The following is a 24,664-nucleotide window of genomic DNA, read 5'->3' on the forward strand; positions in this document are numbered from 1 at the left end:
AAACTGTATCCATTTTAATGATTATAAAATTATTCACGTCATGAGGTCATCATAAATAGCAAGCAACACAACTCGCTTTGGATAACATAAATTATCAAAGCAAATTCAATAATGACGAAACATTCGACGTTTTAATTAAAATAAAATAAAGCATCGTAAAAGTTCAATCACCGCTACTTATATCTTATATAACTTGAAATTTGGTAATACCAATGAAGAAGGAAATATTAAAACTTATGAAAATTCAATTATCATTAGAACAAATGATTAATTAATTTTACCATATGAATAGAGAGTGCAATGGATTTAGGTGATCGCGATCAATGTTTCATTTCGATCGTACAACACTCTTCAGATTAATTAGAACATTATAATAATTTAAAAACCTTAGTTTGATTAGCCTAGCATCAGATTAGAATAGTAGGCCTATAATAAATAAAAAGGGAATCACTCTCTGTGATTCCCTTTTATTATCGAGCGATAAATCGCCGATGCGTTTCGATAACTAAAACGCAAACAATTCGCACTATTGCAGTTTCTCTATTCCCATATTGAACAGTGCAAAACTATAAATATCTGCATTTGTCTCAATTATTTTACGCGTTGGTGTGCCTGCACCATGTCCTGCATTGGTTTCGATGCGAATTAAGGTCGGATTTGAACCCGCTTGCTTCGATTGCAACTCAGCAGCAAATTTGTATGAGTGAGCAGGAACAACACGGTCATCATGATCACCGGTTGTAATCAATGTTGCTGGGTATTCCACCCCTGCTTTTACATTGTGCACCGGCGAATAACTTTTCAGATATTGGAACATCTCTTTACTTTGCTCTGCCGTGCCGTAGTCATACGCCCAACCAGCACCTGCGGTAAAAGTATGGTAACGCAGCATATCCAGTACGCCGACTGCTGGCAGCGCCACTTTAAACAGCTCTGGACGTTGCGTCATAACGGCCCCTACTAACAAGCCACCATTCGATCCACCGTTAATGGCTAACTTGTTTGATGACGTTACCTTTTCATCAATTAGGAATTCAGCCGCAGCAATAAAGTCATCAAACACATTTTGCTTTTGCATTTGAATGCCAGCGTTGTGCCATTCTTTGCCATATTCCCCACCACCACGAATGTTCGCTACCGCGTAAACACCACCAAGCTCTAACCAAGCCGCACGTGTCGGACTAAAAGATGGCGTGAGGCTAATGTTGAAACCGCCATAACCATATAGGATGGTTGGTGCACTGCCGTCCATCGGTGTCCCTTTTTTATAGGTGATGATCATCGGCACTTTTGTTCCGTCTTTTGAGGTGTAAAACACCTGGCGAGATTCATACAAAACAGGGTCAAATGGCGCTTTAGATTTGTAGTACACCTCGCTATCACCGTCTTTGATGTTCAGACGATAGGTAGTGCTTGGCATCTTGTAGTTGGTGAAAGAATAGTAGACTTCGGTTTCTTCTTTTTTCCCCGAGAAACCGTATGCGCTGCCAATATCAGGCAATTTGATTTCTCGGATGAGTTTGCCGTTCATGTCGTATTGCTTCACCATCGAGATCGCATCAACAATATAGCTCGCAAACAAATTGCCACCCGCGGTAGAAACACGTAACACGTTCTTTGTTTCAGGAATCAAATCTTTCCAGTTTTTGGGCTGCGGCTGACTTGCATCCACCGTCACGACGCGTTTGTTCGGTGCATTAAGGTTCGTAACCAAGTACAGTTTCGTGCCTTGGTTGTCTATCACCCAAGTATCAGAACTGGTGTTATCTAAAATGGTTTTCAGCGGGCTATTTGGCTTACTCAGGTCTTTGAAGAACAGTTTGTTGCCCGACGTCGATACGCTGGCTGAGATAAACAAGTAGCGTTCATCTTCCGACGTGTAACCCCCAACGTAGCGATACTTTTCGTCCTTTACACCACCGAAAATTAATTGGTCTTCACTTTGTTTCGTCCCTAGTTTATGAAAGTAGAGCTTGTGTTGGTCTGTCTTCGCGGAAAGTTCACTCCCTTTTGGCTTGTCATAACTTGAGTAATAGAAGCCTTGATTGCCGAGCCAACTGATGCCACTGAACTTAATATCCACCAGCGTTTCACCGACGGGCTTTTTGGTTTCTGTGTCTAACACAATGACTTTGCGCCAATCGCTACCGCCTTCCGAAATGCTGTATGCAACCAAAGATCCATCTCGTGAAAAGCTCACTCCCGCTAACGATGTGGTGCCATCTTCACTAAAAGTATTTGGATCGAGGAAAATTTCTGCTTCACCATCACCTAGCTGCCGATAAAGCACGTCTTGGTTTTGTAACCCGTCATTTTTGTAGAAGTAAGTGAACTTACCCTCTTTGAACGGCTGGCTTTGTTTTTCGTAATCCATGAGCTTAGTAATGCGCTCTTCAATCTGCTCGCGGTAAGGGATTTTCGCCAGATAATCAAACGTCACTGCATTTTGCGCCTTCACCCATTCTGCGGTTTCTGGGCTGAGATCGTCTTCCAACCAGCGATAAGGATCACTCACTTTTGTACCAAAGTAGTCATCGACAACATCCACTTTTTGTGTGGTTGGATACGTGATGGTTTTCGGGGTTACCTGTTCAACCGACGATTGCGCCGCTTCATTTGCATACGCCACCGACAACACACTTCCGAGTGCGAGAGCCGTTGTGAGTGCTAGGGTGTTCTTTTTCATGAAATTCCTTTTTATTTTTCTGTTGTCTTTTTGTGCAATACATCAGAACTCTACTATATATCGACAAAATGAATCTAATTTCATTAAACGAGTTGTGAAAGCCATCCTAACTCCCTCATTTCCTTCCAGTTCTACAAACTAGTAAGTGGAAGTGTAGAACTTGGGAACAATACTGAAGAGCCACGATGGCGTTTACTCTCTTTCGTCTAAGTCAGCTCGATTTGGCGCAAAACCCCAGACTCAGAAGCGAAATCTTGGTCGTGACTAATCAGAACAAATCCACCTTTGTATACATTTAACGCCTGACTAAGCATTATTTTTGACTCGAGGTCGAGATGGTTATCTGGTTCATCAAGCAGCAGCAAAGGCTGAGAATTTTGGTTGCTGACTATCAGCATCGCGAGCTTCATCTTCTCGCCACCGCTCAGTAGGCGCCCCAATCGAAACACAGCATCTCGACGAAAACCGATCCCGGCCAATAAGGTCCTCGCTTCACTTTCCGTCATCTCTTGGCAGCTCTCCATTACGTTCTCAAGTAACGAAAGATTTGGATTCACTGCACCAAAATGTTGGTCGAGATAGTACAAAGGCGTATTCACTTGCAACTCACCACTCTGCAACGATAACTCGCCAAGCAACGTCTTTAACAAGGTTGATTTTCCGCAGCCATTTCTCCCTTTGAGATGGACTTTGTCGTTCGCAAAAATCTGCAACGTGATAGGCGTAGAATTCCCAAAAGGTAATATACCTTCTTGTATCGACAACACTTTTCGCGAACGGTTCGGATTATCTGTAAGATAAAGCTTTTGCGCCTTGAGTTGCTCATGTCGCGATTTCAACGCCTGTTCTTTGGCTTGTAAATGCGCTTGTCTGAGTTGCTCATTCTTATTGCGATTTGAAGCGCTGGCGGTCGCGCTATCCTTTTTTCCATCAAGCAAAATTTTGGGCTGACTGCCGTCTTTGCGCAGTTTGTTCCCTTGCGCGGCGCGTTGGTCTGCTTTTTCGCGATTTTTCTGGGCTTGCTCGGCTAACCGTTTTTTCTGTTTATCGACTTGCGCTAACAGCCTCTCGACCGCTTGCAGTTCAGTGCGTTTTTTCTCGGCGTACACATCGTAATTTCCACCAAAAGCCTGTAAACCTAGGCCCGATAGCTCCCAAATTTCCTCCATCTCTCGCAGCAGCTCACGATCGTGACTGATGAGTAAAATCGCGCCGCTGAAATGCGTCATAAACTCTATCAGCCATTGTTTCGCCTCAGTATCAAGGTGATTGGATGGCTCATCGAGAATCAAAAGCTCCGTTTCGTTTTCAAACAACTGCCATAACTGCAAACGTGCCAACTGACCACCACTGAGCCGAGCACAAGAGAAATCAGGGTCTTGCGGTAATCCCATCGCAGCGAGCTGCTGTTTGAGTTTCAGTTCAATATCCCACTGTTCGCCAACCAGTTCGAACCAATGCTCAGAAACATCACCTTGTTCAATCTGCTTCAAAGCATGTAAGACCGCATCTTTGCCCAGAAACTGGGCGATCGATTGCTGACCTGAAAGCAGATCAGACGGCTGCTGGCAATACATCATGAAAGAAGAGGGAGCAGTCACAACACCGCTGGCAGGCTGAATTTCTCCCGCTAAAATGGAAGCCAAAAGCGACTTGCCGATGCCATTGCGCCCAACCAAACCAACACGTCGTTTAGTCATGGAACAAGAAATAGACTGGAATAGCGTATCGCCATTATCAAACTGATGGCTAACATTAAAAGCTTGTAAAACTGGCATAATTTGCCTCCTGTATGACAGGGACAACAGCCGTAGCTATGATTTGAAATTGCAACAAAACGCTTGCACAAACGCATTAAGCTCTATGTAAAGTTCGACGATATACGTCAAATCAAAAAGTCGTCTTGTTGCAAAGAAATATCGGAAAGTGAGCTACGCCTACTAACCCTGCAGATCCAAAAAATAAGTAAAAATATGGATAACAGGTTTAGTTCTTCATGTTGGCGTAATCTCCTAGAGAAATGATGCGCAGAGTGTAGCCGCTTTTTTGTTCAAGAAGCAAGCTTTCTAACCAAATGTGAACAAAAAGAAAGTTTCACAGTAAGTTGTTATATCACATTAACTTTTTAACAAGTCTTTGAACAATTTCGAGATCTTAGCAACACAATTTTTATCCAAGCCATACTATGCTTAGGGTAAAGATAATCCACATAAGGGCGTGGTTATGAAATACAAACATATCCTTGTTGCACTCGAACTGTCAGATGAAAGCACCGTGCTTATCGACAGAGCGGTATCAATGGCAAACTATCTCGACTCCGATATCTCCTTTATTCATATTGATGGTACGCACGGAGAAATCTATCGTGAGCTTGTAGACATTAAAGAAAACCCGGATCAAAGGCCGTTGAATGAGCATTCAATGGAATGTTTAAAAACATTTAGTGATTACATGGATTACCCACTTAAACATTTCTTCGTAGGTACTGGCGACTTGGCTGATAAATTAGAGGTCACCATTAAAGAGCAAGAAGTGGATCTTCTGATTTGTGGTCACCACCAAGATTTCTGGAGCAAGATTATTTCTTACTCCAGACACTTAATTAACAAATCACCGGTGGATATTCTAGTCGTCCCTATTCATGATTAGTAAAACGTAACGCTTCCCAAAACCACCAATTTATTTGGTGGTTTTTTATTGATATTGAAACAGCTTAAACAGTTTTCCAAACTAGCTTGGCGATCAATTATGAGTTACATTTTCTAACCAACCCGCGCTCCTACTGGGCATGGTTATTTAGATAGCAAGGATCCCTATGGCAAATAAAAAAGTACTCATTCTCTTTGCTCATCCTTCCCAGCATCGTTCAGAAGTGAATACTCCACTTTTCAAAGAAGCTCAAAAAATTGAAGGCGTGACATGTGTTGATCTCTATGGCGAATACCCTCGTTTCGATATTAATATCGACCGTGAGCAGCAACGCTTACGTGAGCATGACGTGGTGATTTTCCAATTCCCACTATATTGGTATTCAACGCCTGCGATTTTAAAAGAGTGGCAAGATCTGGTTTTGGAATATGGCTTTGCTTACGGTACAGATGGCACAGCACTGCAAGGCAAGACCATGCTTTGTGTGCTGTCTGCGGGGGGCAAAGAAGAAGCTTATAAGGCAGAGGGCTACAACCACTTTACGATTCGTCAACTGCTTGCGCCTATTGAACAAATGTCCGCACTGACCGGCATGAACTACATTGCCCCTCTCGCGATGTTTGGCGCACGTACAGCAGATGAAGAAGGGCGAATCCCTCGTCATGTTGAGCGGTACAAGAGCCTGCTAACAGCTTTAGTCGAAGATAGGTTGGATGTTGAAGCTGCGGCGTCATTAATCAAGCTTAACAGCGCATTGCCAGAGCTCATTAAGGAGGCTTCATGACAGGGATATTCTTACAAGCCTTCGTATATTTGATTGCTGCTGTAATTGCAGTCCCACTTGCTAAGCGTTTGGGACTTGGGTCCGTTTTAGGCTATCTCATCGCAGGTGTGGTCATTGGCCCAATTATCGGTTTAGTCGGTGAAGAAACAACAACAATCCAGCACTTTGCCGAGTTTGGCGTGGTGATGATGCTGTTTCTCGTTGGTTTAGAGCTCGAACCCAAAATGTTGTGGGCGATGCGCAATCGCTTAATGGGTTTAGGAGGTCTGCAAGTCGGCGGTACCGTCGCAGCGATTATGGGTATTGCCTTGTACTTTGACCAGCCTTGGACCATAGCCTTAGCCATAGGTTTGATCTTCGCCCTCTCTTCTACTGCGATTGTTTTGCAAACTTTTAGCGAAAAAGGATTAACGAAGACGGAAGGTGGACAAAACGCTTTCTCCGTGTTGCTTTTTCAAGATATTGCAGTGATACCAATGTTGGCGTTCATTCCCCTATTGGCCTTACCTGAATTAATTGAACAGGCACAGTCCGCAGCACAAACAGCCGCAGCGCACCATGAAGAATTAAGCCTCGTTGCGGGGTTGCCAGGCTGGGCATACGGCATCGTAATCACAGCATCGATAGCAATCGTCGTCGTTGGTGGACACTTTTTAAGTCGACCGCTGCTCAATTATGTGGCTAGCTCTGGTTTGCGAGAAATCTTTACCGCAACTGCACTCATGCTTGTCATTGGTATCGCTGCACTGATGAGTTTAGTGGGCTTATCTCCTGCCTTAGGAACCTTCTTGGCTGGCGTTGTATTGGCGAACAGTGAATTCCGCCACGAGTTAGAATCCAATATCGAACCATTTAAAGGCCTATTGTTAGGTCTGTTCTTTATTACCGTTGGCGCAGGGATCAACTTCTCGGTTCTATTTGGTGATTTCTGGCTGATCATGGCGCTGACCATTGGCGTGATGGTATTGAAAGCCTTAGTGCTGTTTATTCTCGCGCTGATATTTAGAGTGAAAGGCAGCAACCGCTGGCTGTTTACCCTAAGCTTGGCTCAAGCAGGTGAATTCGGCTTTGTGCTTCTAAGCTTTTCAGTGCAAAACCACGTCATCCCATTTGAACTCTCACAAACTCTTGCGTTAGTGGTTGCGATTTCGATGTTCCTGACACCAGGTTTGTTTATTCTGTTTGATAGAGTGATTCTGCCGCGCTTTGAAAGCCAGTCAAATGAACGCGAAAGCGATACGATTGAGGAAACAGGCACGGTGATCATCGCCGGCATCGGCCGCTTTGGACAAATAGTGAATCGCCTATTGGTATCAAACGGCGTGACTACCGTGGTACTTGACCATCAATCTGACCAAGTCGATAACATGCGCCAAATTGGCACTCGCGCCTATTTTGGCGACGCGACTCGACCAGATATGCTACATACAGCCGGCATTGAGCACGCCGCTGCTTTGGTTGTGGCGATTGATAACCAAGAATCGAGTGTAGAACTGGTGAAGTACGTTAAGCACACGTACCCAAAAGTAACAGTGATTGCACGTGCCTTTGACCGTGGACATGGCTATCTTTTGCGTCAAGCGGGGGCTGATATTATTGAATCAGAGACCTACCATTCTGCATTGGAGATGGGCGGTCACACAATGAAAGCCCTTGGCATTCACCCCTTCTTTGTTGAACAACAGAAGGCGACATATAAGCGTGTTGAAGCACGTAAGTCAGAAATACTTTACAAAGCTTGGGAGGATGATTCTGAAGGTGAACGCTATGACAACAATTTCCGACAACTGTTTATTCAGTTAGAGGAGAAAATGGCGGAAGAGATGCAAAAAGATCGTCATGACAAACTATCGCGGTCAGAACGTGGTTGGACACCGCCACCTAAAGGTTACGCCGATGACTTTAATGAAGATAACGTCCAAGAGCTAACACCACCAAGAGAAGAGCCTATCCAACGATAACGCACTCCATATTAAAAACCTCCCGCTTGGGAGGTTTTTATTTTTTCAGTACAGAGCCACACGCCGTGCAGGATAAAATGATCTTCTCGATATTACATAAGATCATTCATTAAAATCTCATACTCTTCGTTTGCTTCTTCCACTAAATGAGAAAGCTCTAACGCATCAGTAACTGCAAGATTGAACTGCCACGGAGTTGTGTCTTCTTTACCACAGATTCGAGTTTCACACCCACGACTCTCAAAAGACAAATCATCAAACTCTGTGGTGTGGCGCTCTTGAAGTTCAACAATCTCAACTTCTAATTTACCAACAGGGTTGACTTTAACGTGGGCATGTAACTCCGAACTGTTAGACAAACAATAATCTCTATGAACCGCAATCATGGCCGCCTCCTTGGTCTGCCAACTGACAACTCAACATTGAGTGTAGACGAGGGATTTTGAACGTGGCGTGAAATAATAATGAAGATTGATCTGTCTCATTAGAACAGACAATTGTTGTCATGAAGGCATTAGCCAGCATGAATCTCATCTGATTTAAATTGTTCTGAGATCGTAATAGTTGGCATTTACCGAGACTTTCCCTATTATCGAAACAAAATTACTGTGGTCATTCTTTAGAGGTCAGTATGGAGCTTGAAGCCGTTGCTAAAGCACTAAAAGAGTTAGGGCATCCGACTCGTTTAAGTATTTACAAAGAAGTCGTCAAAGCGGGATACAAAGGTATCGCGGTAGGCGGCGTACAAGAAAAGCTTGGCATTCCAGCATCCACTCTCTCTCATCATATCTCGAGCCTTGCTTCAGCCGGTCTTCTCACCCAGCGCCGTGAGGGTAGAACCCTTTTTTGTGTTGCAGAGTATCAGTGCTTAGATGACGTAATTGGTTTTTTAAAAGCAGAATGTTGCGTTAACGAGTGCTCATAAATTTCTAGCAAAAACGAGAGAGTTTGAGTTTATATTGAACTTCAGCAGAACGTGAATGACGATGAAAAACATACACACCGAAGTTGCTAACCTCGGTGTGTACATCTTCTACTTCGCGACGAGTAACATCGACGACTTAGATGGTACGATTAACTTACCGTCAGTTGGAATGATTTGTTCTGTCATCAAATCAACCCAATTACCATCGATTTTTAATGTCAAAGACTGTTGACGCTGTGATTTATTAAGCACCACAATACCTTTGTCACCTCGCTTAAGTACGAGCATGTCATCGTTACCTTCAAGAACACTCATCGGCTCGCCATGCGTCATATTATGGAACTGGATCATTTTTGCCATTCTCGGATCGCTCCATGCACCTTGCCATCTTGGCTGACCATTTTTACCTTTAATACCGCTGGTGTTTAAGTCGGTATAAATCAACGGCACACCACCATCTCGGCCTAGAATATAGGCATAAGCTAACCATTCGTTTTCCTCGTCCATGATGAGATCAAGAAAGACATCATTGTTAGGAATATCATGTGTGATAGCAAATGTAATCGCACGACCGGGGGACAGAGCCTGACCAAAACAATAGGGATCAATCAGAGACTTGAAGCTGCCCTTTTTAGCAAACGCCTTAAACATGGTTGAGAACAAAGGGAAATCGTACGCACCTAGGCGAGTTTCCTGTAGATACGGCTCAAGAAACAGCTGATACTCTTCTTCCGTCGCACCGCCATCGGTAATAATTTCACCAAATATATGCACATCCCGCGTGATGTCGTCTGTCCAAACACGCTTAAGATGCTCTAACGTCATGTGTTTCGCAGCGTCAATACGAAAACCTTTCACACCAATAGCTTTCAGCGCCTTTAGGTACGCTCGCTGCTGCTCAACAACATGGTCACAAACACGAAGAGTTGGCAAGCCAGGATCGGTTGGCCCACCTGTGATACGTCCGTTTTGAACCTGCCACTTATCTTTCCAGTCTTTGATGCCGAATGCTTCAACAAAGTCCTCTTCATCAAAAAGTGGTTGAGATAGATCGCCAAACAACGCTAGCGACTGATATTTCTGTTTGTTGTTCTGGTATTCCTCCAAGACCTCTTGTCTTGGGTACTGAAGGTCTCTGCGAAGGTGGGCCTCATTTGCCATATGGTTAAACACTACGTCGGCATAAACCCACACACCAACTTGCTCCAGTTCACGAACCATATGAATAAAATCTTTGGTATCACCCAAGGCATTATCGATAACACGATAATCCTGTGGTTGATAACGCTGCCACCAGCGCTCATCGTGTGCGCTTTTCATTGGTGGCGAAACCAACACAGAGCCATAACCAAGCTCGCGGATTTCTTTTGCTCGTTGGGCAATGTCAGCATACTTCCAATCAAACGCATGTAAGATAACGTTTGCACCGAATGATTGTGTTTCCTGTGAGCCACTCATGTTGTTCTCCTGCTCGTTTCCACTCACGATTACTTGTTTGCATTTTTTTGTGAGTGAATTCAATAATCGAAATTATAAAAGCTATTCATCAGAGGCACTCACCCTTTTAGCACTAACTCAAGGCTGAAATCGAAGGCGTAGCAACTCATCCATTGCACAGCGATAAATCGTTCTGAGTGAATAACGGGCACACAACATACAACCCAAACAGCCCAACACAAACCTAAAATATTGTTTTTATTGGCAAAAACATCAATCAAAAAAGATGCAACATAAGACCTACGTACGCCCTAAAATAGGCCCAAAGGATAAAAATAGCCAAGCCAACCCGTTTAGTAATCAATTGTTAATAAAACGAAACTGGCAGGTGGATCACGTTTGGCGCGTTTCAAAAATCCAGTAAATCACCATACCTAGCGTTAAAAGACTAAAGATTTCTGTTTGTATCTGTCCCGAAATGACTTCAAAATGCGAAACTTAGCTTATCTCTATGGGGTATGCTCTACCTTGGAGGATAATAATGAATATCAAAGAATTTTCTGACCTCGTCGGGCTATCTGCTCATACACTTCGATACTATGAAAAAATCGGTTTACTTAAACATGTCCATAGAAACGCGAGTGGACATCGAATGTATAGTTCGAAAGATCTAAACTGGATAAGCTTTGTTAAACGTTTAAAAGAAACTGCAATGCCACTTGAAGAGATTCTAGAATATGCCAAATTAAGGGAAGTCGGCTCTCAATCTGTACCACAACGTCAAGCCCTGTTAGAACAACACCAAGAAAACCTCAAACGCCACATTGAGCAACAGAAAAAGCACTTATCGGCTCTAGAAGAAAAAATTGCCTTGTATAAAAGCGGAAAAGTTCGTTGACTTAGAGTTAACTCTAACGATTAAGGTGTGTTTACGTTTATTCACTAGGAACATACCGATGGAACAATCACGCTTTAACAAAGGATTAGAACTACTCTCTCAAATTGATGGCGACGCTGGTCATAATGTCATCGAAACCTTACAAGATATTTGTCCAGATTTAGCTCAGTACACCATTGAGTATCCGTTTGGCGATATTTATGCTCGCCCGGGCTTAGACCTAAAATCGAGAGAAATCGCAACCGTCGCCGCGCTAACGGCAATGGGGAATTGCGCGCCGCAACTAAAAGTGCACTTAAATGCAGCGCTGAATGTAGGCTGTAGCGAGGATGAGATTAAAGAGATCATTTTGCAGATGTCCGTCTACGCAGGGTTTCCCGCGGCATTAAACGGCATGTTTGCATTCAAAGAAGTGTTAGCGGAAAGAGCAGAGTAATAACAACGTTGAAATCAATTTAACCGCAGTTAAAAACGGCCCTTGGGGTTCGGGCCGTGATTAAAACAACGAGTGAATTAGCGCTCAGGAGTTTCAAGCAGTTTAACCGCGCAATCTACCGCGTTGTTAATGCCTTGACTGCTCTCCAACTTGCCTGAACTTGCAGGACCAAGGGCACAAGAATACAAAGCCAGCTGCTTATCGAACGGCAGATCCAACTGTTCATAGAGATTTTGTCGGATTCTTGCATGTTGTTCTGGTTCTTGGTTAGCAAGGCTAATCAACGTTTCATAAATAAGCGTTTTCATGTCTTTCCCTTTTCACTTTATTGCACGGGGTGCATATATATTGTATCCATTTGGGAATCACAAATCAGAAGCTAGGTCACAGAACGCGTCGCTAAAAAAGTTTATGTGCGCGGTAAATTGCAATACAAACCTAAAGCCGTTTAGAAAAAGGGCAACTGATAACTCGATAGATCAGCCGATTAACTAGCATTCGCCGCTGTTTGTTTATAATCGTGTCCGATATAAACAAAAACGTCGCTGTATCAGCGACGTTTTATCTCGACTTTAGCTAATCGAACCTGTTTAGTTGAAGTGCACTAGCATTTCAACGTCATCACCTTGCTCTGGAGCCTGAAGAGCGAAGTACACGTACCCTGCTTCAGTAACAGGAATCGCAAGGTATTCATTGCTGCCTGCATAGTTGGACGCATACTCGTGCTGCTCTACTGTAGGCCAATGTTCCCTACTCGCGTATAGATCGACATTACCAGTTTGAGAGTGAGCCGTTAGCCATACACGAACCTCTTCAACACCTTCAGGCACATAAACTGCTGCATAACGCTGCTTGTGAACGGTAAGCATTTTGGCTTCACCAGACTCTAATACCACAGGTGCTAAATCATCTTGCACTTGGGTTGGCGGTGTTTGCGCTTCCACTTCTAACGCAGCCACAAGATTCACTGAGTCATAGCTATCACGTCCAGTTAAGCTGATGTAGTAACGACCCGCTTTAACGTAACCATCTTGCTTTGGTTCAAACACAATCTCTTCATTGCTGCCATCAGCATATTGACTCATTTCGAAATCATAGTAATGCGCGACTTTGTTGTAGCTCATGTAAAGATCCGCATCACCCGCACCCTCAATAGATACATTGAAGTTAACGGTGTTGGCTGGAACATCAACGTAGAACAGTTTTTCGCTGTATGCTTCGCCACTGAGCTGAAGGCTTTGGTTCGCCGTCAATTCAGTCACTTTTGCTTCAGGGCTTGTTGGTTCTGTTGGTTCTTCTGGGTCTGTATCAGGTTGCTCAGGTTCCACTTTTAATGTGTCCAACCAACGTTCAAACTCAGCATCGTATTGTTGACCTAAAGACGTCACCTGCTGTGCCCATTGTTCGAACTGGCCAGAGCGCGACAATGCCAACAAGCTTTCGACGTCTTGTGGATGATTTTCTAACATGAATCGAACAGCTAGATAACCCCAACGATAGATACGATTGGTATCGTGAGAGTACGTGGTATCAAACACAGTGGAAAGGCTCAGTTTACCATCTGCAATCAGCTCAATCGCAGCTTGGTAACCTTGCTTGTAATGCATGTATTCAGCAAAACCTTCTAGCCACCAAACAATATGACCATGAGCCAAGTTATCGCTGAACGAACCGTATTGGTTAAATCGTGCATCTAAATAGTGCGTGTATTCATGTTCTAGGTTCAAGATAGAGAGATCTTCACCATTCGCGTAGCGATAAGCGACGAAACGCGCAGTATTGTCCGCTTTTGAAGGGTCACCTTCTAGGTACTGACCACCGTTGTCCGTTGTATTACCAAATAGGAATGAAGAGTAATCAACGTAACTAGCGTTACTCGCGAATACCGCCACTTCAACACGATCATTCAAATCATCAGCGACAGGTTGATTACCCGTATTCGCAACTCGATGGAAGTCGGCTTCTTTTGCCGCTAGCACTTCACACGCTTTCGCTGCTTGAGCATCGGTCAGATCTTCAGAGCGAATAATGGCAGGTCCCTGACATTCAAAACGATTTGGCATTACACGTGCAGCTAAATCTTGCTTGGCTTGCTCAATATTCAGACCATTTAGGCCTTCTGGTGCGTAGTAGCTCATCATTTCAACGGCAGCAAGCCATAGTTTGTCATGCTCACTACCCAGTGGATAACGCTGCATCACCTGTTGCATTACTGCCAATGCTTTGCGTTTGGTCTCCTGATCTGGGCTCGCGAGCAAACGACCAGTTTCACGTAATGCATTGAAAACGATAAAGCTTGCATCCGTATCTAATGCCCAAGCATTATCAGATGCGAATTTCACCAACGTATCAATATGGTGTGTATTGTTTGCCATGTATCGGTAGAACGCATCGTTCGCCGCATGGCCTGCCATAGAGCGGAACAAGTTGTTTAAACCATCGACCCATTGCGTGTCCTGTGCGGTTTCACGATTAAAGTGCATCAACGCGGCCATCATGCTATCCATGGTCAGCGGCAACTGCTTAACGTTATCAACCATCAAAGTCAGGCTCTTCATTACACCAACTTGTTCACGACCTTGATCCAAAGCATGAGGGTTGTTTAGGAATAGGTTCGTCGACTGAGCAAAACGCTGACTCAACGCTTGCGAAAACTCAGGTGTACCAGTACCAGCGTTGTAGCGAACGTAGTAGGCCGCTCGAATAAATTCGCCTAGGTTCTCTAGAATACGAGCTTGATCTGCTTCACCACGATAGCGAGCGATTTCTTGATCCAGCGCGACTTGGATACGGCTTAGGCTCGCTTCACTATAGATATCATTCAGCGTTTCTGAAGGTGCTGAAAACCATGCGTGGTAGCAATCATACTCAGCACCAGAAACGGCAGTAGCCAGATCTCGCGATTGTTGTAAATCAGCAACAGCACACTGATTTTGTGCAAAAGAGAAGCCAGACACACTCGCTAGCATACAAGCAAGCGCCAAACGATGGCGCGGGAAAAAACGGATATGAGACATAACAACACTCATTGATTATTAACATACATTGAGTGGGGGTTTATATTCTTTACAGCTCAAACAGTGAAATCAGTGTCATAAAATTTATGAAACCGCTCCCAAAAATAGGTTTTTTACTCTAATTAAATGGGAGCAATCCCACTCCAAAAAAACTCACAATTATCAATAAAAACATTAATTTACCTTTTTCTAAATAACGACTTTATGAGGAAAATTGCCCTTAAACGCCCCCCTTAACTCTTCCAGATAGAGTTCACGACAATCAAAGGTTCTAAATTAAATTTTGATGCTTGATACCATCTATTTTTATTTGTGACTCATACCCAATGAGTCATAGAGTGCATATCAAAAGGTTGGCATTAATGGTAAATTCTCCGCTAAATCAAACACATTTACTCCTCCAGTCATTGATGAGTGAATAAAGCAGATATTTGGCTAGGGATAATACATGTCACTTTGGGGATTTTGGGGAGCGGGGATTGCCTACTTCATGACAACGTTTGCCTTTGTTTTTGGCGGCATTTTTTGGTTATGTTCTGAAGGTAATACATTAAGAGAAACAAAGCGCCAATCATCAATAATGTCCGGGGTTATTGCTTGTACTATTGGAACTTGGGTGCTTGCTTTTGGTGTTTACGTTTACGGTTACTTTTGGGATAACTCTTCTCACTATTATTTTTATTTGCTCGCTCCATGGGGACTTGCCATTTTTGGGGTAAAACTTCGTAACCGCTGGGTTAAGCAATACGCGCGTGTAAAACACGCAAAAGAAGAACAGTGGCAAAAGCACTGGCGAGAATTATTAGGGGAAGATACTGAAGAGCTTCCACCATATACACATGATTACGAGCTCTACTCGGGCATTTGGCAAGCCAATGAAGCGCTCCAAGAACAGTGTTTTGCAGCCCTTCCTCACGGGAAAGCAGTCTACGAGAGAGTGAAAGCCTTCCAAACGATGGCCTCCCCCGCTGGTGACATAAACAATCAAGTTTTGCTGAGTAAACTCGATCAACTAGAGGATGAAATCATTCAAGTTCTTGAGCAACACTCGCAAAAGAAAGTAAGCATTGAAACTGGCGCAGGTACTTTACACAAAGAGTCAAAACGCAATGTTTATCACCATGAGAATGGCCCAACAGAAGAGCAACTGTACGACTCAATCAACCTCCAACATGATTTGGATCGAGAGCTACGCAACATTATCTATGATCGGCTCGGTTACGATGGCGAAGATGAGTACTTTTTCCTCCAAGCGCCACTCGAAGAGCTTACCGAGAATGAAACCGCAATCAACTGGATGCTCTGGGGGTTAGTAAGCAACCATTTTGCTGTTGACCCATACCAAACGGCGTTGGATCTCAGCCTAATGAATGCGGAACCAAGATGGGGGCAAAATGAACGGTTTGTAATGATTACGGCTCAATAAACGCAAGTACTAAGTCTAATTTTAATACAACCTATTCTGAGACCACCCTCGCGTTGGTTAACTTAGCCAGTAAGCGGCCAACGCGATCGCGCATTTCACGTCTATCGACAATCATATCTAGCGCACCATGCGCTAGTAAAAATTCACTTCGCTGAAACTCGTCTGGTAACTTTTCACGTACCGTTTGCTCAATGACACGTCTTCCCGCAAAGCCAATACTTGCTTTAGGTTCACCAATATTGATGTCTCCTAACATGGCTAAACTCGCCGAGACGCCACCATAAGTTTGGTCCGTCAATACTGAGATATAGGGTAATCTGTGCTCAGATAAGTGGTTTAACGCGGCGCTGGTTTTTGACATTTGCATTAGTGCCACCAAAGACTCTTGCATGCGCGCCCCTCCGCAAGCGGAAAAACATACTAACCCAGATTTTGTATTAATTGCGCTTTCAACTGCTCGGACAAACTTCTCGCCAACCACTGCGCCCATCGAGCCTGCCATGAAAGAGAATTCGAATGCACACGCAACAACAGGCAGCCCCAATAACTTGCCCTCCATCACCACCAACGCATCTTTTTCTCCAGTCGTTTTCTGTGCTAAAGCAATTCGCTCTTTATATCGCTTTAAGTCTTTAAAACCCAAAATATCTTGTGGCTCCAACTCACTTGCCAACTCTTGTTGTGTTCCATGGTCCAGAAAAGAGATCAACCTTTGACGCGCAGCCATTCTCATGTGATATGAGCATTTAGGGCATACTTCCAAATTTTCTTTTAACGCGGCACGATAAAGTATTTGTTCACACTCAGGACACTTTGTCCAAACGCCCTCAGGGATAGACGCTTTGCGCGAACCTATTATATTTTTATTCTCAAATAACCGTTCTAACCAGCTCATAAATTCACCACTATTGATTACGTCCTAGCGCGATATCTCGTTGTTTGTTCGCTTAAACTTGTAAATAAAATTGTATGTAACTTAGTACAGGGATAAAGTGCGATATGCTGGCTTGATAATCCAATAAAGTGGGATAATGAAATGTTTGATAACGTTGACCAAATCTGGTTAAAAAGTTTTCACTGTGTTTATGAGAACAACAGCTTTAAGCGAGCCGCTGAGTGTTTGAATATACCAACATCAAATATCAGCCGACACATTGCCCTGCTTGAAGAAAAGTTAAACATTAGGTTGTTCAATAGAACAACAAGGCGAATGACGCCTACCGAGGCTGGAGAAGAGCTCTATAGCAGCACTCGTCCGTTATTGGATCAACTCAACGCCGCACTAGAAACGGTAACGCGCCACTCACACACGGTAACAGGGGAACTGCGAATTCTTATGCCAGACACACCTGTACTCGCCAAAGCGGTTGTCACCTTTTGCACGCAATACCCGTCAATCTCTTTGTCTTGCGATACAACGCTAAACCCTAAAGATGATGTTATTGACAGCTTTGATGTCATTTTGAGTTTTCATAGAGGGACTTTGTCAGACAGTAACTGGGTGGCGAGAGAGATAAAACGCTGGCCCAGTGCCATTTTAGCCGCGCCTCAACTAATTGAGAAATACGCCACCCCTTACAAAATTACGGATCTAAGTCATGTTCCCTGCATCACGACGCTTACCGCAGTAAATGGTGCACCATGGGTATTCAGAAGCCCTGCTGGGGGCCATATTACTCAAACTGTGCAATCTTCATTCAAAGTAAACAGCGGTCATCTCGCCAGATATGGCGCGTTATCAGGGCTTGGGTACGCAATATTGCCAATTGAGTCATGCCAAAATGAGATCAAAAATGGTGAGCTAGAAATCGTCACTCTAGAGTACGAACCTGAGGATTTAGTGCTTTACGCCTTTTACTCGTCTAGAAAACATGTAGCTAAGAAAATATCTATGTTTGTTGAACATTTAAAGCAAAATGCGAAACTTAACGCTTAGCTAAGCTTTACTCAACTAATTTATCATATTTTGTTTTATCGTCTAGAAAGGACAGACACCGCTAAGCGATTTGAGACTCGATTTTTTCAAATAAAAAAGCCAGCAATTAACATTTACTGGCTTTTTATTAAAGAGGGTCAGTTGGCGTTTAGATTCTAAACGCTCCCACGTGACGATCGAGTGTTCGCGATAGCTCCGCGAGTTGTTGACTTGATGCTTCTAGTTGCTCACTCGCCGTTAGCGCACTTTTCACTGAGTGGCTGACGGTATCCATGTTCATATTAATTTCGTTTGCTACCGTTGATTGCTGTTCTGTTGCGGTTGCTACTTGAGTATTGATATCTGAAATAGTCGTCACTTGTGCAGCTATTGCTTCTAAAGCCTGTCGAGCTAACTCGGTTTCTGCCGTTCCTTCTTCAATAAGAGTCTTACTATTGCTCATTGAATTCACCGCACTTTGAGCTTCAGTTTGTAGCTGGTGAATCATGTTGTCAATTTCATCGGTAGAATGAGCCGTTTTAGTCGCTAGGTTGCGAACTTCATCAGCTACGACTGCAAAACCTCGGCCGGCATCACCAGCGCGTGCAGCTTCGATAGCCGCATTGAGAGCCAATAGATTGGTTTGCTCCGAAATACCTCTAATCACCTCTAGAATACTACCAATCGACTGAGTATTTTCAGCAAGACTCACGATAATGTTGGAAGTGCTGTTCATCTCGTTTTCAAGATTAGTCATCGCCGTTTTGGTTCTTTCTAGCGTCGTGTAGCCATCTTGCGCTTCATTACTTGCTGCACTCGCAGCATTTGCCGCCCCGGCAGCATTGGAGGCAATTTCATTGACCGTCGCAATCATTTCGTTCATGGATGTGACAACCAGCATGGTTTGCTCGTTCTGCTCTTGCCCTCTTGTGAGCGCTTGCTGAGATTGCCCACGCAAAGCGACAGCTGAACTATTAAGCTCCACACCAGTATTTACAACTTGTGTAATAATCTCATGTACTTTCCCAACAAAAACGTTGAAAGCAGAAGAAATTTGCGCGACTTCGTCATTACCTTTCGCTGGCAAACGAACGGTTAAGTCTCCGTCTCCTTTTGAGATGTCTTGTAGAGCGTCTTTAAGCGCAGAAAGCGGTCTCATCAGCTTATTTAGCAGAAGTGACAGAATCAAAACACACATAACGAAGATCGCCACCATAGAGATCAACTGGTAAGTAATAATTCCATTCGTCGCTTGGCTCACTTCGGTAATAGGAATACCAATATCAAAAGTACCGTATAACTGACCATCTACATAAATTGGTGCCATGATGTCAAACACCCATACTTTCTGGACATCGGCATACCACTTTGAGTACTGTTGAACACCTCTCGTCGCGCCTTCAACAGTATATTCATCATTATAGGTTTTGTTCAGCTTGTGCTTATCACTGTGGGCTACTGCCGTTACGTTACGGTCAATTACAACGGCATAACTCACGTCTGAACGTTGTTTCAGCCCCTCAACAAGCGATTGTAAATCTTGCATTGGATTGGCTGAGTTCTCCAAAATATAACTCGCATTTCCCGCTAGAAACTCAGCTTGAACTTGGGATTTGTTTAAGATGATGTCATCGATTTTCTGACTCGAAATTAGGTACGTTGATGCCATACTCGCCACGACAGCAATACCAAACATGGCGCAGACTGCTAATAAGATGATTCTTTTCATTATAATTGTCTCAATACAATTCAATTGATGCTCATTAATCGAGCGCTAAGCCTTTCTTCTCCAAAACCAACCAAACTGCATTTTGGGTCTGTTTGGCAGAGCAAGACATAACTTTATAACTATGTATCTGCTTGGTTCCCGATTACTTTAGACAGAAGGAAAAAAAGTCTTCAAAACGTCACATTTCTACGAGGTTTGGCGAAGGGACGAGTACGCAAAAGGAAACGTTTGCATAGTTAAATTTAACTATGCGACCAAATTGGTATCGAACATTAAAGAAAAGACTTCTAATTAGCGTTTTGACTATCGGGATCGCTTTGGTCAGTGCTCCCGTTTTATCATTTAGTATCTCAGATTCGAATATTAGAGCCACAATCGCAGCGGTTGTAATACGAGATGCTTGATGAAGCGAGAATGACTTGGTTTGTAGATATGGCAGCGATGTCAGATCGAGTGATTATCAATCAAAAATCGGCAGAAAAATAGGCAAACCAAGGCATTAAGCCATTACCAATGCAAAAAGAAAGAAAAAGAATCTTTACCACAGAGTTTAACTCGTCAGCGATATGTATCCATGCATACCCATGTATAAACCAACTGCACTGATCAAGACGCCCGATAAGTAAGGAGCTCGACGTGCAACATCATTCAAACCGCTCCATTTAGATGTCGCTTTTTGCACGCCCACTGCTGCCACAACGCCAACAGCAACCAGAGTCAAGGCTAAGCCAATACTGAATGACACAACTAAAGTCGCACCAAGAGTCATTGCCTTAAGCTGCAAACAGATAAGCAAAACCGTTACCGCAGCAGGGCATGGAATCAAACCGCCCGTTAATCCAAACAGCAGAATTTGCCCATTCGTCACGTCTCGATTCTCAAAGCGTTTTTGAATGTCTAAAGCGTGAGCGCGTTCGTGAGCATCTTGATATTCCTTATCTTCGCTTTCTAAATGAGAACCAGGACGAAAATGTACATCAAAGTCATGGGTATGATCATGGTGCCCGATGATCAAAGTGACAGAAAGTCCATTAAAGACTTCAATGCAAGACGCCGATTCCAAGTATCCATCACGCTCTATAAAGTGATAGATATCAGCAGGTTGATAACCATCACTCAATACCGAAACCTTGATACCTTCAGCAGTTAAAGGTTTACCGCTGAGTGTTCGCAACTGGAAACGGTGATGCTCCCCTTCCTCTGTAATCGAAAGCGAAACATGCCCATGTCCTGTATCCACAACTTGCGTCGTCCAATCGCGAGCATGATCCTGAGCTTTGTTCCAAGCTCGCTCATCGCTCCATGTCCGCCAAAACATCCATACGCCGGTTGTCACGATAATGACCCCAGAGATAAGTTGCATCCATGGTTCAGCCGCTTCAGCGGTGAATTTCTGGCTAATATACATCCCGCCAACAGCGATTAACCATACAATTGCAGTGTGAGAAAGTGTGGCAGCTAAACCCAGCATCACGGCTTGTTTGACCGTTCCTTTCACAGCGACAATGAACGCCGCCATCATCGTTTTAGAGTGCCCAGGTTCTAAACCATGCAAAGCGCCAAGCAAAATGGCACTGGGAATAAAGAACCACCCATTACCTTGTTGTAGTAACGCGACAAAATCCATTGTTGTTCTCTGTTGTTGATTCTAATTTATCGCAAACTATACTCCCCCCTAGTATTAAATACTACCCCCCAGTATAAATTGAGTGCTACATTATCAGTTAGAATAACTCGGCCCGTAACTTAAAGAAGATAAGACATGTCGCATACAACCAGAGATCAAAAGAAGCTCAACACTCGAGTCAGTAAAATACAGGGTCAGGTGAATGGACTTAAAAAAATGCTGGAAGAAGAGCATGAATGCCAAGATGTGTTGCAGCAGATTGCCGCTATTCGGGGAGCAGTAAATGGTTTGATGCGAGAAGTAATTAAAGGTCACTTACTTGAGCACGTTGTACTTGAGGAAGACAAAACTCAACGTGAAAAAGATATGGAAGTCGTATTAAAAGTACTGGACTCTTATATAAAGTAACCCTACTTCGCTAGAGTAAAGTCACTAGGGTTACACTCGAATATATCCTTTATATGTAATCGCTTACTAAGCGGGAAATAACAATTCCATTTCATATTGATTAAGTTGAAAATGGAACCTATATCGGTTCAAGTTAAATAGTTTATTTATAAGAACTAAAACGGCCCAAACATAGGGCCGTTCATATTATTAAAAAACTCTAAACTATCTGATAAAAATACATATTGTGATAGATTTTTACTTTATGGAAGAGTACAAGTAAACCTTTATACCTCTTGTAATTCGACGTGCTTAGCGCTGTAAGATTTTGTAAATGCAACACACCCCAAAAGTACAGCAAGTGGTAACACAGGATCAAAGATTGAACCATGAGATCCGAAGAATAAGTTAAGAATCATGACTAATGAACCACCAATAGCCCAAGCAATTGTTGTTGGAATAGTCCAAATAATGAGTTGTTTCTTAACCTCAGTCACCCCCATTAATCGATTAACAATATGGAATAGCGAGTCATTAAAGTAGCCAGCAAATAGAGATCCCATCGTAGCTGCCGTCGCTGCGAATAAAAGGTTAACGTCAGGAATATTCACTAAAACTGGGGCAGATATAGAAGCAGCGGTTATCATGGAGACTGTACCAGAGCCCTGAATAATACGAACTAACGTCGCAATAATAAATGGAATCATAACCGCAGAAATAGGAAGCCCTGCAACTTGGTTAGCAATCTCTGCGCCCGCACCCGTTTCACGCAATACGGCACCTAACGCGCCACCAGCTCCTGTTACTAACAAAATGATGCCACAAGTGGAGATTCCTTGTTCCATCTTTTCATTCGCTTCTTCTTTGGTAAGGTTATTACCCAATGTGTAAACCGCTAATAACGTCGCTATTGATAGTGCAATAGTAGGGCTGCCGATAAAAGCGATAAATTGACCAAATGTTGTTGCAGTCAGCCCTTCGAAACCGAAAGTCCCCTCTAATAAACCCATCACTGATTTCGCAAGTATAAGTAAAATTGGGATAATAATTGGAGCGATAGATTTACTTAAAGATGGTAGGTCTTTCGCTTCTTTACTTGCAATGTACTCTTTGTGATCATTAATCAGTTGCTCACTAGACTTCGAGAAATGTTCGGTTGGAATGAATTCAGGAAACTGCTTTTCTAACCATCTTGCATACCAAACAATACCCATGACACAAGGCGCTGCGATCATCAAACCAAAACCTAACATGCTGGCAAGATCGACACCAAAGATACCAGCAACTCCCAAAGGCCCTGGAGTCGGCGGAATAGCGTGATGCGCTACGACCAAGCCGCCCGCCAGAGCAACCGTAAGCGTTAAAATCGAGCGATTGGACGTTTTTGACAAAGACTTCGCTATTGGATAAAGAATGATAAGCGCGCTATCCACAAAGATTGGGATGCTAACAATATAGCCAGTTACAGCAAGAGCGGCCTCTTCTTTCTTTTTTCCTAACCACTTTATAAAATTATAGGCAATACTTTCTCCTGCTCCAGAAGCCTCTAAAATAGCCCCCATCATAACGCCGAGACCGATGACAATCCCTATACCGCCTAATGTTCCACCAAATCCTTTGCTAACGGTCGCAATCGTGTCGTCAACACTTAACCCACCAATAATACCTGCGATACATGCCGCAATTAACATCGCAATTAACACATGTACTTTTGTACGTAATACAAGAAAAACAAGGACTGATACGGCTACTATTAGTCCAATTACTGAGGTTGGTAACATTAGACAATCTCCATATTGTTAACAGAAATAAATTGTTGTAATACATCCTTGAAATTACTGTCTGCTTTAAATCCAAGCTCCAGTTCTTTAGTACAATCAATTTTTTGTGGCCAACTACTCACAATACGATCAATACCCGCATCATGCTCATAGGTAATATAATTAGAAAGTTGTTTACCCATTAGAGTGTCCATTGTTTGAATCATCTCAGCTGGTGTAGTTTGAATACCAGGTAAATTAAGCGTTCTATAGGTCAGATTATTTAACTGCTCATAAGGCATTAGCCCTGCATATTGAATATTGTCCACCACTCTAGACGGGCTCGATATCCAAAGTTTTAGCGTAGGGTCTACAGGACAATTTGATTCTTGAGCATTCAAAGGCTCACGAATAATTCCGCTTACGAAAGAGCTAGCGGCAAGGTTTGGTTTCCCAGGGCGAATACAAATAGTCGGTAAACGTACGGATACAGCTTTAACAAAGCCTTTACGGGCATAGTCGTTCACCAATAACTCACCTATAGCTTTTTGCGTCCCGTAGGATGACTGAGGATGAAGTGCTGTTATTGGTGTAATCGTTTCCGGAAGATCACCACCAAATACAGCTAAAGATGAAGCAAACGTAAAACGAATATTAGGGTTTACTTTACGGCAACGCTCAAGCAATAACTGTGTGGTCGTCAGATTTACAGCTACGCCTAAATCAAAATCTTGCTCAGCATGGCTCGATACAATTGCCGCTAAATGAAAAATGTGTGTCGTTTCGGCAGTAATAACTTGGTCTATATTTTCTCGCTTTGTCATATCCATGACTAAAGAAACGACTCGGTCATCAATGCCCTCTAAGCGCGACTTTTGAATGTCGACAATAGTAATACTTTCAGCTTTGTTTTCTTTTAGTAGTGATTTGGCAAGTAGGGTTCCGAGAAAACCCGCCCCTCCAGTTATGATAATATTCATAGTCACGACCCTTTGTTTTTGTAATTGGTTTCAAGTTATTTATGGAT

General features: G+C 43.3%; 20 protein-coding genes. 9 read left to right on the plus strand and 11 right to left on the minus strand.

Translation table 11 applies throughout. The features are described from left to right. Positions 1 to 526: 526 nt before the first annotated feature. A complete protein-coding gene (locus R7Z10_RS00435) occupies positions 527 to 2,686 on the minus strand; it encodes a prolyl oligopeptidase family protein (RefSeq protein WP_234499273.1) in 2,160 nt (719 codons plus the stop codon). A 206-nt stretch (positions 2,687 to 2,892) separates the two neighbouring features. Further along, a complete protein-coding gene (locus R7Z10_RS00440; RefSeq protein WP_318103637.1) occupies positions 2,893 to 4,464 on the minus strand; it encodes an ATP-binding cassette domain-containing protein in 1,572 nt (523 codons plus the stop codon). Between the two features lie 445 nt (positions 4,465 to 4,909). Between R7Z10_RS00440 and R7Z10_RS00445 the strand changes: the two genes are divergently transcribed. From R7Z10_RS00445 to R7Z10_RS00455, 3 genes are all read left to right on the plus strand, one after another. Continuing rightward, entirely contained in the window at positions 4,910 to 5,335 is a 426-nt protein-coding gene (locus tag R7Z10_RS00445; RefSeq protein ID WP_005375398.1) for a universal stress protein, read from the plus strand. A gap of 166 nt (positions 5,336 to 5,501) precedes the next feature. After that, positions 5,502 to 6,119: an NAD(P)H-dependent oxidoreductase gene (locus R7Z10_RS00450; RefSeq protein WP_005375391.1), complete on the plus strand. Its 618-nt coding sequence runs from the start codon at positions 5,502 to 5,504 to the stop codon at positions 6,117 to 6,119. Then, complete coding sequence (locus R7Z10_RS00455; protein ID WP_206958965.1) at positions 6,116 to 8,080, plus strand: monovalent cation:proton antiporter-2 (CPA2) family protein; 1,965 nt, start codon at positions 6,116 to 6,118, stop codon at positions 8,078 to 8,080. The genes R7Z10_RS00450 and R7Z10_RS00455 overlap by 4 nt, the downstream gene beginning before the upstream one ends. A gap of 92 nt (positions 8,081 to 8,172) precedes the next feature. On the opposite strand, the gene R7Z10_RS00460 is transcribed toward R7Z10_RS00455, so the two are convergent. Beyond that, positions 8,173 to 8,466, minus strand: a complete 294-nt coding sequence (locus tag R7Z10_RS00460) for a hypothetical protein (RefSeq protein ID WP_005375389.1) — start codon at positions 8,464 to 8,466, stop codon at positions 8,173 to 8,175. Positions 8,467 to 8,711: 245 nt separating this feature from the next. Between R7Z10_RS00460 and R7Z10_RS00465 the strand changes: the two genes are divergently transcribed. Further along, the gene (locus tag R7Z10_RS00465) at positions 8,712 to 9,005 is read left to right on the plus strand and encodes a helix-turn-helix transcriptional regulator (RefSeq protein WP_005375388.1); all 294 of its coding nucleotides are present in this window, start codon (positions 8,712 to 8,714) and stop codon (positions 9,003 to 9,005) included. 108 nt (positions 9,006 to 9,113) lie between these two features. Here R7Z10_RS00465 and R7Z10_RS00470 read toward each other — a convergent pair whose 3' ends face one another. Further along, entirely contained in the window at positions 9,114 to 10,463 is a 1,350-nt protein-coding gene (locus R7Z10_RS00470; RefSeq protein WP_017635250.1) for an alpha-amylase family protein, read from the minus strand. 520 nt (positions 10,464 to 10,983) lie between these two features. Here R7Z10_RS00470 and R7Z10_RS00475 point away from each other — a divergent pair. Together R7Z10_RS00475 and R7Z10_RS00480 are read left to right on the plus strand one after the other, a co-directional pair. Next, positions 10,984 to 11,340, plus strand: coding sequence for a MerR family transcriptional regulator (locus R7Z10_RS00475; RefSeq protein WP_005375386.1), 357 nt, complete (start codon positions 10,984 to 10,986; stop codon positions 11,338 to 11,340). A 58-nt stretch (positions 11,341 to 11,398) separates the two neighbouring features. Beyond that, on the plus strand, positions 11,399 to 11,776 hold the full coding sequence (locus tag R7Z10_RS00480; RefSeq protein ID WP_005375385.1) for a carboxymuconolactone decarboxylase family protein: 378 nt from the start codon (positions 11,399 to 11,401) through the stop codon (positions 11,774 to 11,776). Between the two features lie 77 nt (positions 11,777 to 11,853). On the opposite strand, the gene R7Z10_RS00485 is transcribed toward R7Z10_RS00480, so the two are convergent. Further along, a complete protein-coding gene (locus tag R7Z10_RS00485) occupies positions 11,854 to 12,084 on the minus strand; it encodes a PAS factor family protein (protein ID WP_005375384.1) in 231 nt (76 codons plus the stop codon). 282 nt (positions 12,085 to 12,366) lie between these two features. Beyond that, on the minus strand, positions 12,367 to 14,793 hold the full coding sequence (locus tag R7Z10_RS00490) for a M9 family metallopeptidase (RefSeq protein ID WP_318103640.1): 2,427 nt from the start codon (positions 14,791 to 14,793) through the stop codon (positions 12,367 to 12,369). 448 nt (positions 14,794 to 15,241) lie between these two features. On the opposite strand from R7Z10_RS00490, the gene R7Z10_RS00495 reads away from it, so the two are divergent. Then, positions 15,242 to 16,219, plus strand: coding sequence for a hypothetical protein (locus R7Z10_RS00495; protein ID WP_065275418.1), 978 nt, complete (start codon positions 15,242 to 15,244; stop codon positions 16,217 to 16,219). A gap of 31 nt (positions 16,220 to 16,250) precedes the next feature. On the opposite strand, the gene accD is transcribed toward R7Z10_RS00495, so the two are convergent. Next, positions 16,251 to 17,114 carry an acetyl-CoA carboxylase, carboxyltransferase subunit beta gene (accD, locus tag R7Z10_RS00500; protein WP_017821534.1) on the minus strand — a complete coding sequence of 288 codons (864 nt, stop codon included), beginning with the start codon at positions 17,112 to 17,114 and terminating at the stop codon, positions 16,251 to 16,253. Positions 17,115 to 17,255: 141 nt separating this feature from the next. Between accD and R7Z10_RS00505 the strand changes: the two genes are divergently transcribed. Continuing rightward, on the plus strand, positions 17,256 to 18,155 hold the full coding sequence (locus tag R7Z10_RS00505; protein WP_318103642.1) for a LysR family transcriptional regulator: 900 nt from the start codon (positions 17,256 to 17,258) through the stop codon (positions 18,153 to 18,155). Between the two features lie 148 nt (positions 18,156 to 18,303). On the opposite strand, the gene R7Z10_RS00510 is transcribed toward R7Z10_RS00505, so the two are convergent. After that, a complete protein-coding gene (locus R7Z10_RS00510) occupies positions 18,304 to 19,863 on the minus strand; it encodes a methyl-accepting chemotaxis protein (protein ID WP_031778895.1) in 1,560 nt (519 codons plus the stop codon). A gap of 550 nt (positions 19,864 to 20,413) precedes the next feature. Continuing rightward, complete coding sequence (locus tag R7Z10_RS00515; protein ID WP_318103644.1) at positions 20,414 to 21,490, minus strand: nickel/cobalt efflux protein RcnA; 1,077 nt, start codon at positions 21,488 to 21,490, stop codon at positions 20,414 to 20,416. 135 nt (positions 21,491 to 21,625) lie between these two features. Between R7Z10_RS00515 and rcnR the strand changes: the two genes are divergently transcribed. Beyond that, on the plus strand, positions 21,626 to 21,898 hold the full coding sequence (gene rcnR / locus R7Z10_RS00520; RefSeq protein WP_005375370.1) for a Ni(II)/Co(II)-binding transcriptional repressor RcnR: 273 nt from the start codon (positions 21,626 to 21,628) through the stop codon (positions 21,896 to 21,898). 266 nt (positions 21,899 to 22,164) lie between these two features. On the opposite strand, the gene R7Z10_RS00525 is transcribed toward rcnR, so the two are convergent. Further along, positions 22,165 to 23,658 (minus strand): GntP family permease, encoded by a 1,494-nt coding sequence (locus tag R7Z10_RS00525; RefSeq protein ID WP_005375369.1) that lies wholly within the window; start codon positions 23,656 to 23,658, stop codon positions 22,165 to 22,167. Then, a complete protein-coding gene (denD, locus tag R7Z10_RS00530) occupies positions 23,658 to 24,617 on the minus strand; it encodes a D-erythronate dehydrogenase (RefSeq protein ID WP_318103647.1) in 960 nt (319 codons plus the stop codon). The genes R7Z10_RS00525 and denD overlap by 1 nt, the downstream gene beginning before the upstream one ends. Positions 24,618 to 24,664 lie beyond the last annotated feature (47 nt).

It is taken from the genome of Vibrio sp. Vb1018, from assembly GCF_033338775.1.
Taxonomy (GTDB): Bacteria; Pseudomonadota; Gammaproteobacteria; order Enterobacterales; family Vibrionaceae; genus Vibrio; species Vibrio alginolyticus.

Bases quoted from the DNA above. Each gene is read 5' to 3' on its own strand.
- R7Z10_RS00435 (WP_234499273.1), bottom strand. From the start codon at position 2,686: ATGAAAAAGAACACCCTAGCACTCACAACGGCTCTCGCACTCGGAAGT.
- R7Z10_RS00440 (WP_318103637.1), bottom strand. From the start codon at position 4,464: ATGCCAGTTTTACAAGCTTTTAATGTTAGCCATCAGTTTGATAATGGC.
- R7Z10_RS00445 (WP_005375398.1), top strand. From the start codon at position 4,910: ATGAAATACAAACATATCCTTGTTGCACTCGAACTGTCAGATGAAAGC.
- R7Z10_RS00450 (WP_005375391.1), top strand. From the start codon at position 5,502: ATGGCAAATAAAAAAGTACTCATTCTCTTTGCTCATCCTTCCCAGCAT.
- R7Z10_RS00455 (WP_206958965.1), top strand. From the start codon at position 6,116: ATGACAGGGATATTCTTACAAGCCTTCGTATATTTGATTGCTGCTGTA.
- R7Z10_RS00460 (WP_005375389.1), bottom strand. From the start codon at position 8,466: ATGATTGCGGTTCATAGAGATTATTGTTTGTCTAACAGTTCGGAGTTA.
- R7Z10_RS00465 (WP_005375388.1), top strand. From the start codon at position 8,712: ATGGAGCTTGAAGCCGTTGCTAAAGCACTAAAAGAGTTAGGGCATCCG.
- R7Z10_RS00470 (WP_017635250.1), bottom strand. From the start codon at position 10,463: ATGAGTGGCTCACAGGAAACACAATCATTCGGTGCAAACGTTATCTTA.
- R7Z10_RS00475 (WP_005375386.1), top strand. From the start codon at position 10,984: ATGAATATCAAAGAATTTTCTGACCTCGTCGGGCTATCTGCTCATACA.
- R7Z10_RS00480 (WP_005375385.1), top strand. From the start codon at position 11,399: ATGGAACAATCACGCTTTAACAAAGGATTAGAACTACTCTCTCAAATT.
- R7Z10_RS00485 (WP_005375384.1), bottom strand. From the start codon at position 12,084: ATGAAAACGCTTATTTATGAAACGTTGATTAGCCTTGCTAACCAAGAA.
- R7Z10_RS00490 (WP_318103640.1), bottom strand. From the start codon at position 14,793: ATGTCTCATATCCGTTTTTTCCCGCGCCATCGTTTGGCGCTTGCTTGT.
- R7Z10_RS00495 (WP_065275418.1), top strand. From the start codon at position 15,242: ATGTCACTTTGGGGATTTTGGGGAGCGGGGATTGCCTACTTCATGACA.
- accD (WP_017821534.1), bottom strand. From the start codon at position 17,114: ATGAGCTGGTTAGAACGGTTATTTGAGAATAAAAATATAATAGGTTCG.
- R7Z10_RS00505 (WP_318103642.1), top strand. From the start codon at position 17,256: ATGTTTGATAACGTTGACCAAATCTGGTTAAAAAGTTTTCACTGTGTT.
- R7Z10_RS00510 (WP_031778895.1), bottom strand. From the start codon at position 19,863: ATGAAAAGAATCATCTTATTAGCAGTCTGCGCCATGTTTGGTATTGCT.
- R7Z10_RS00515 (WP_318103644.1), bottom strand. From the start codon at position 21,490: ATGGATTTTGTCGCGTTACTACAACAAGGTAATGGGTGGTTCTTTATT.
- rcnR (WP_005375370.1), top strand. From the start codon at position 21,626: ATGTCGCATACAACCAGAGATCAAAAGAAGCTCAACACTCGAGTCAGT.
- R7Z10_RS00525 (WP_005375369.1), bottom strand. From the start codon at position 23,658: ATGTTACCAACCTCAGTAATTGGACTAATAGTAGCCGTATCAGTCCTT.
- denD (WP_318103647.1), bottom strand. From the start codon at position 24,617: ATGAATATTATCATAACTGGAGGGGCGGGTTTTCTCGGAACCCTACTT.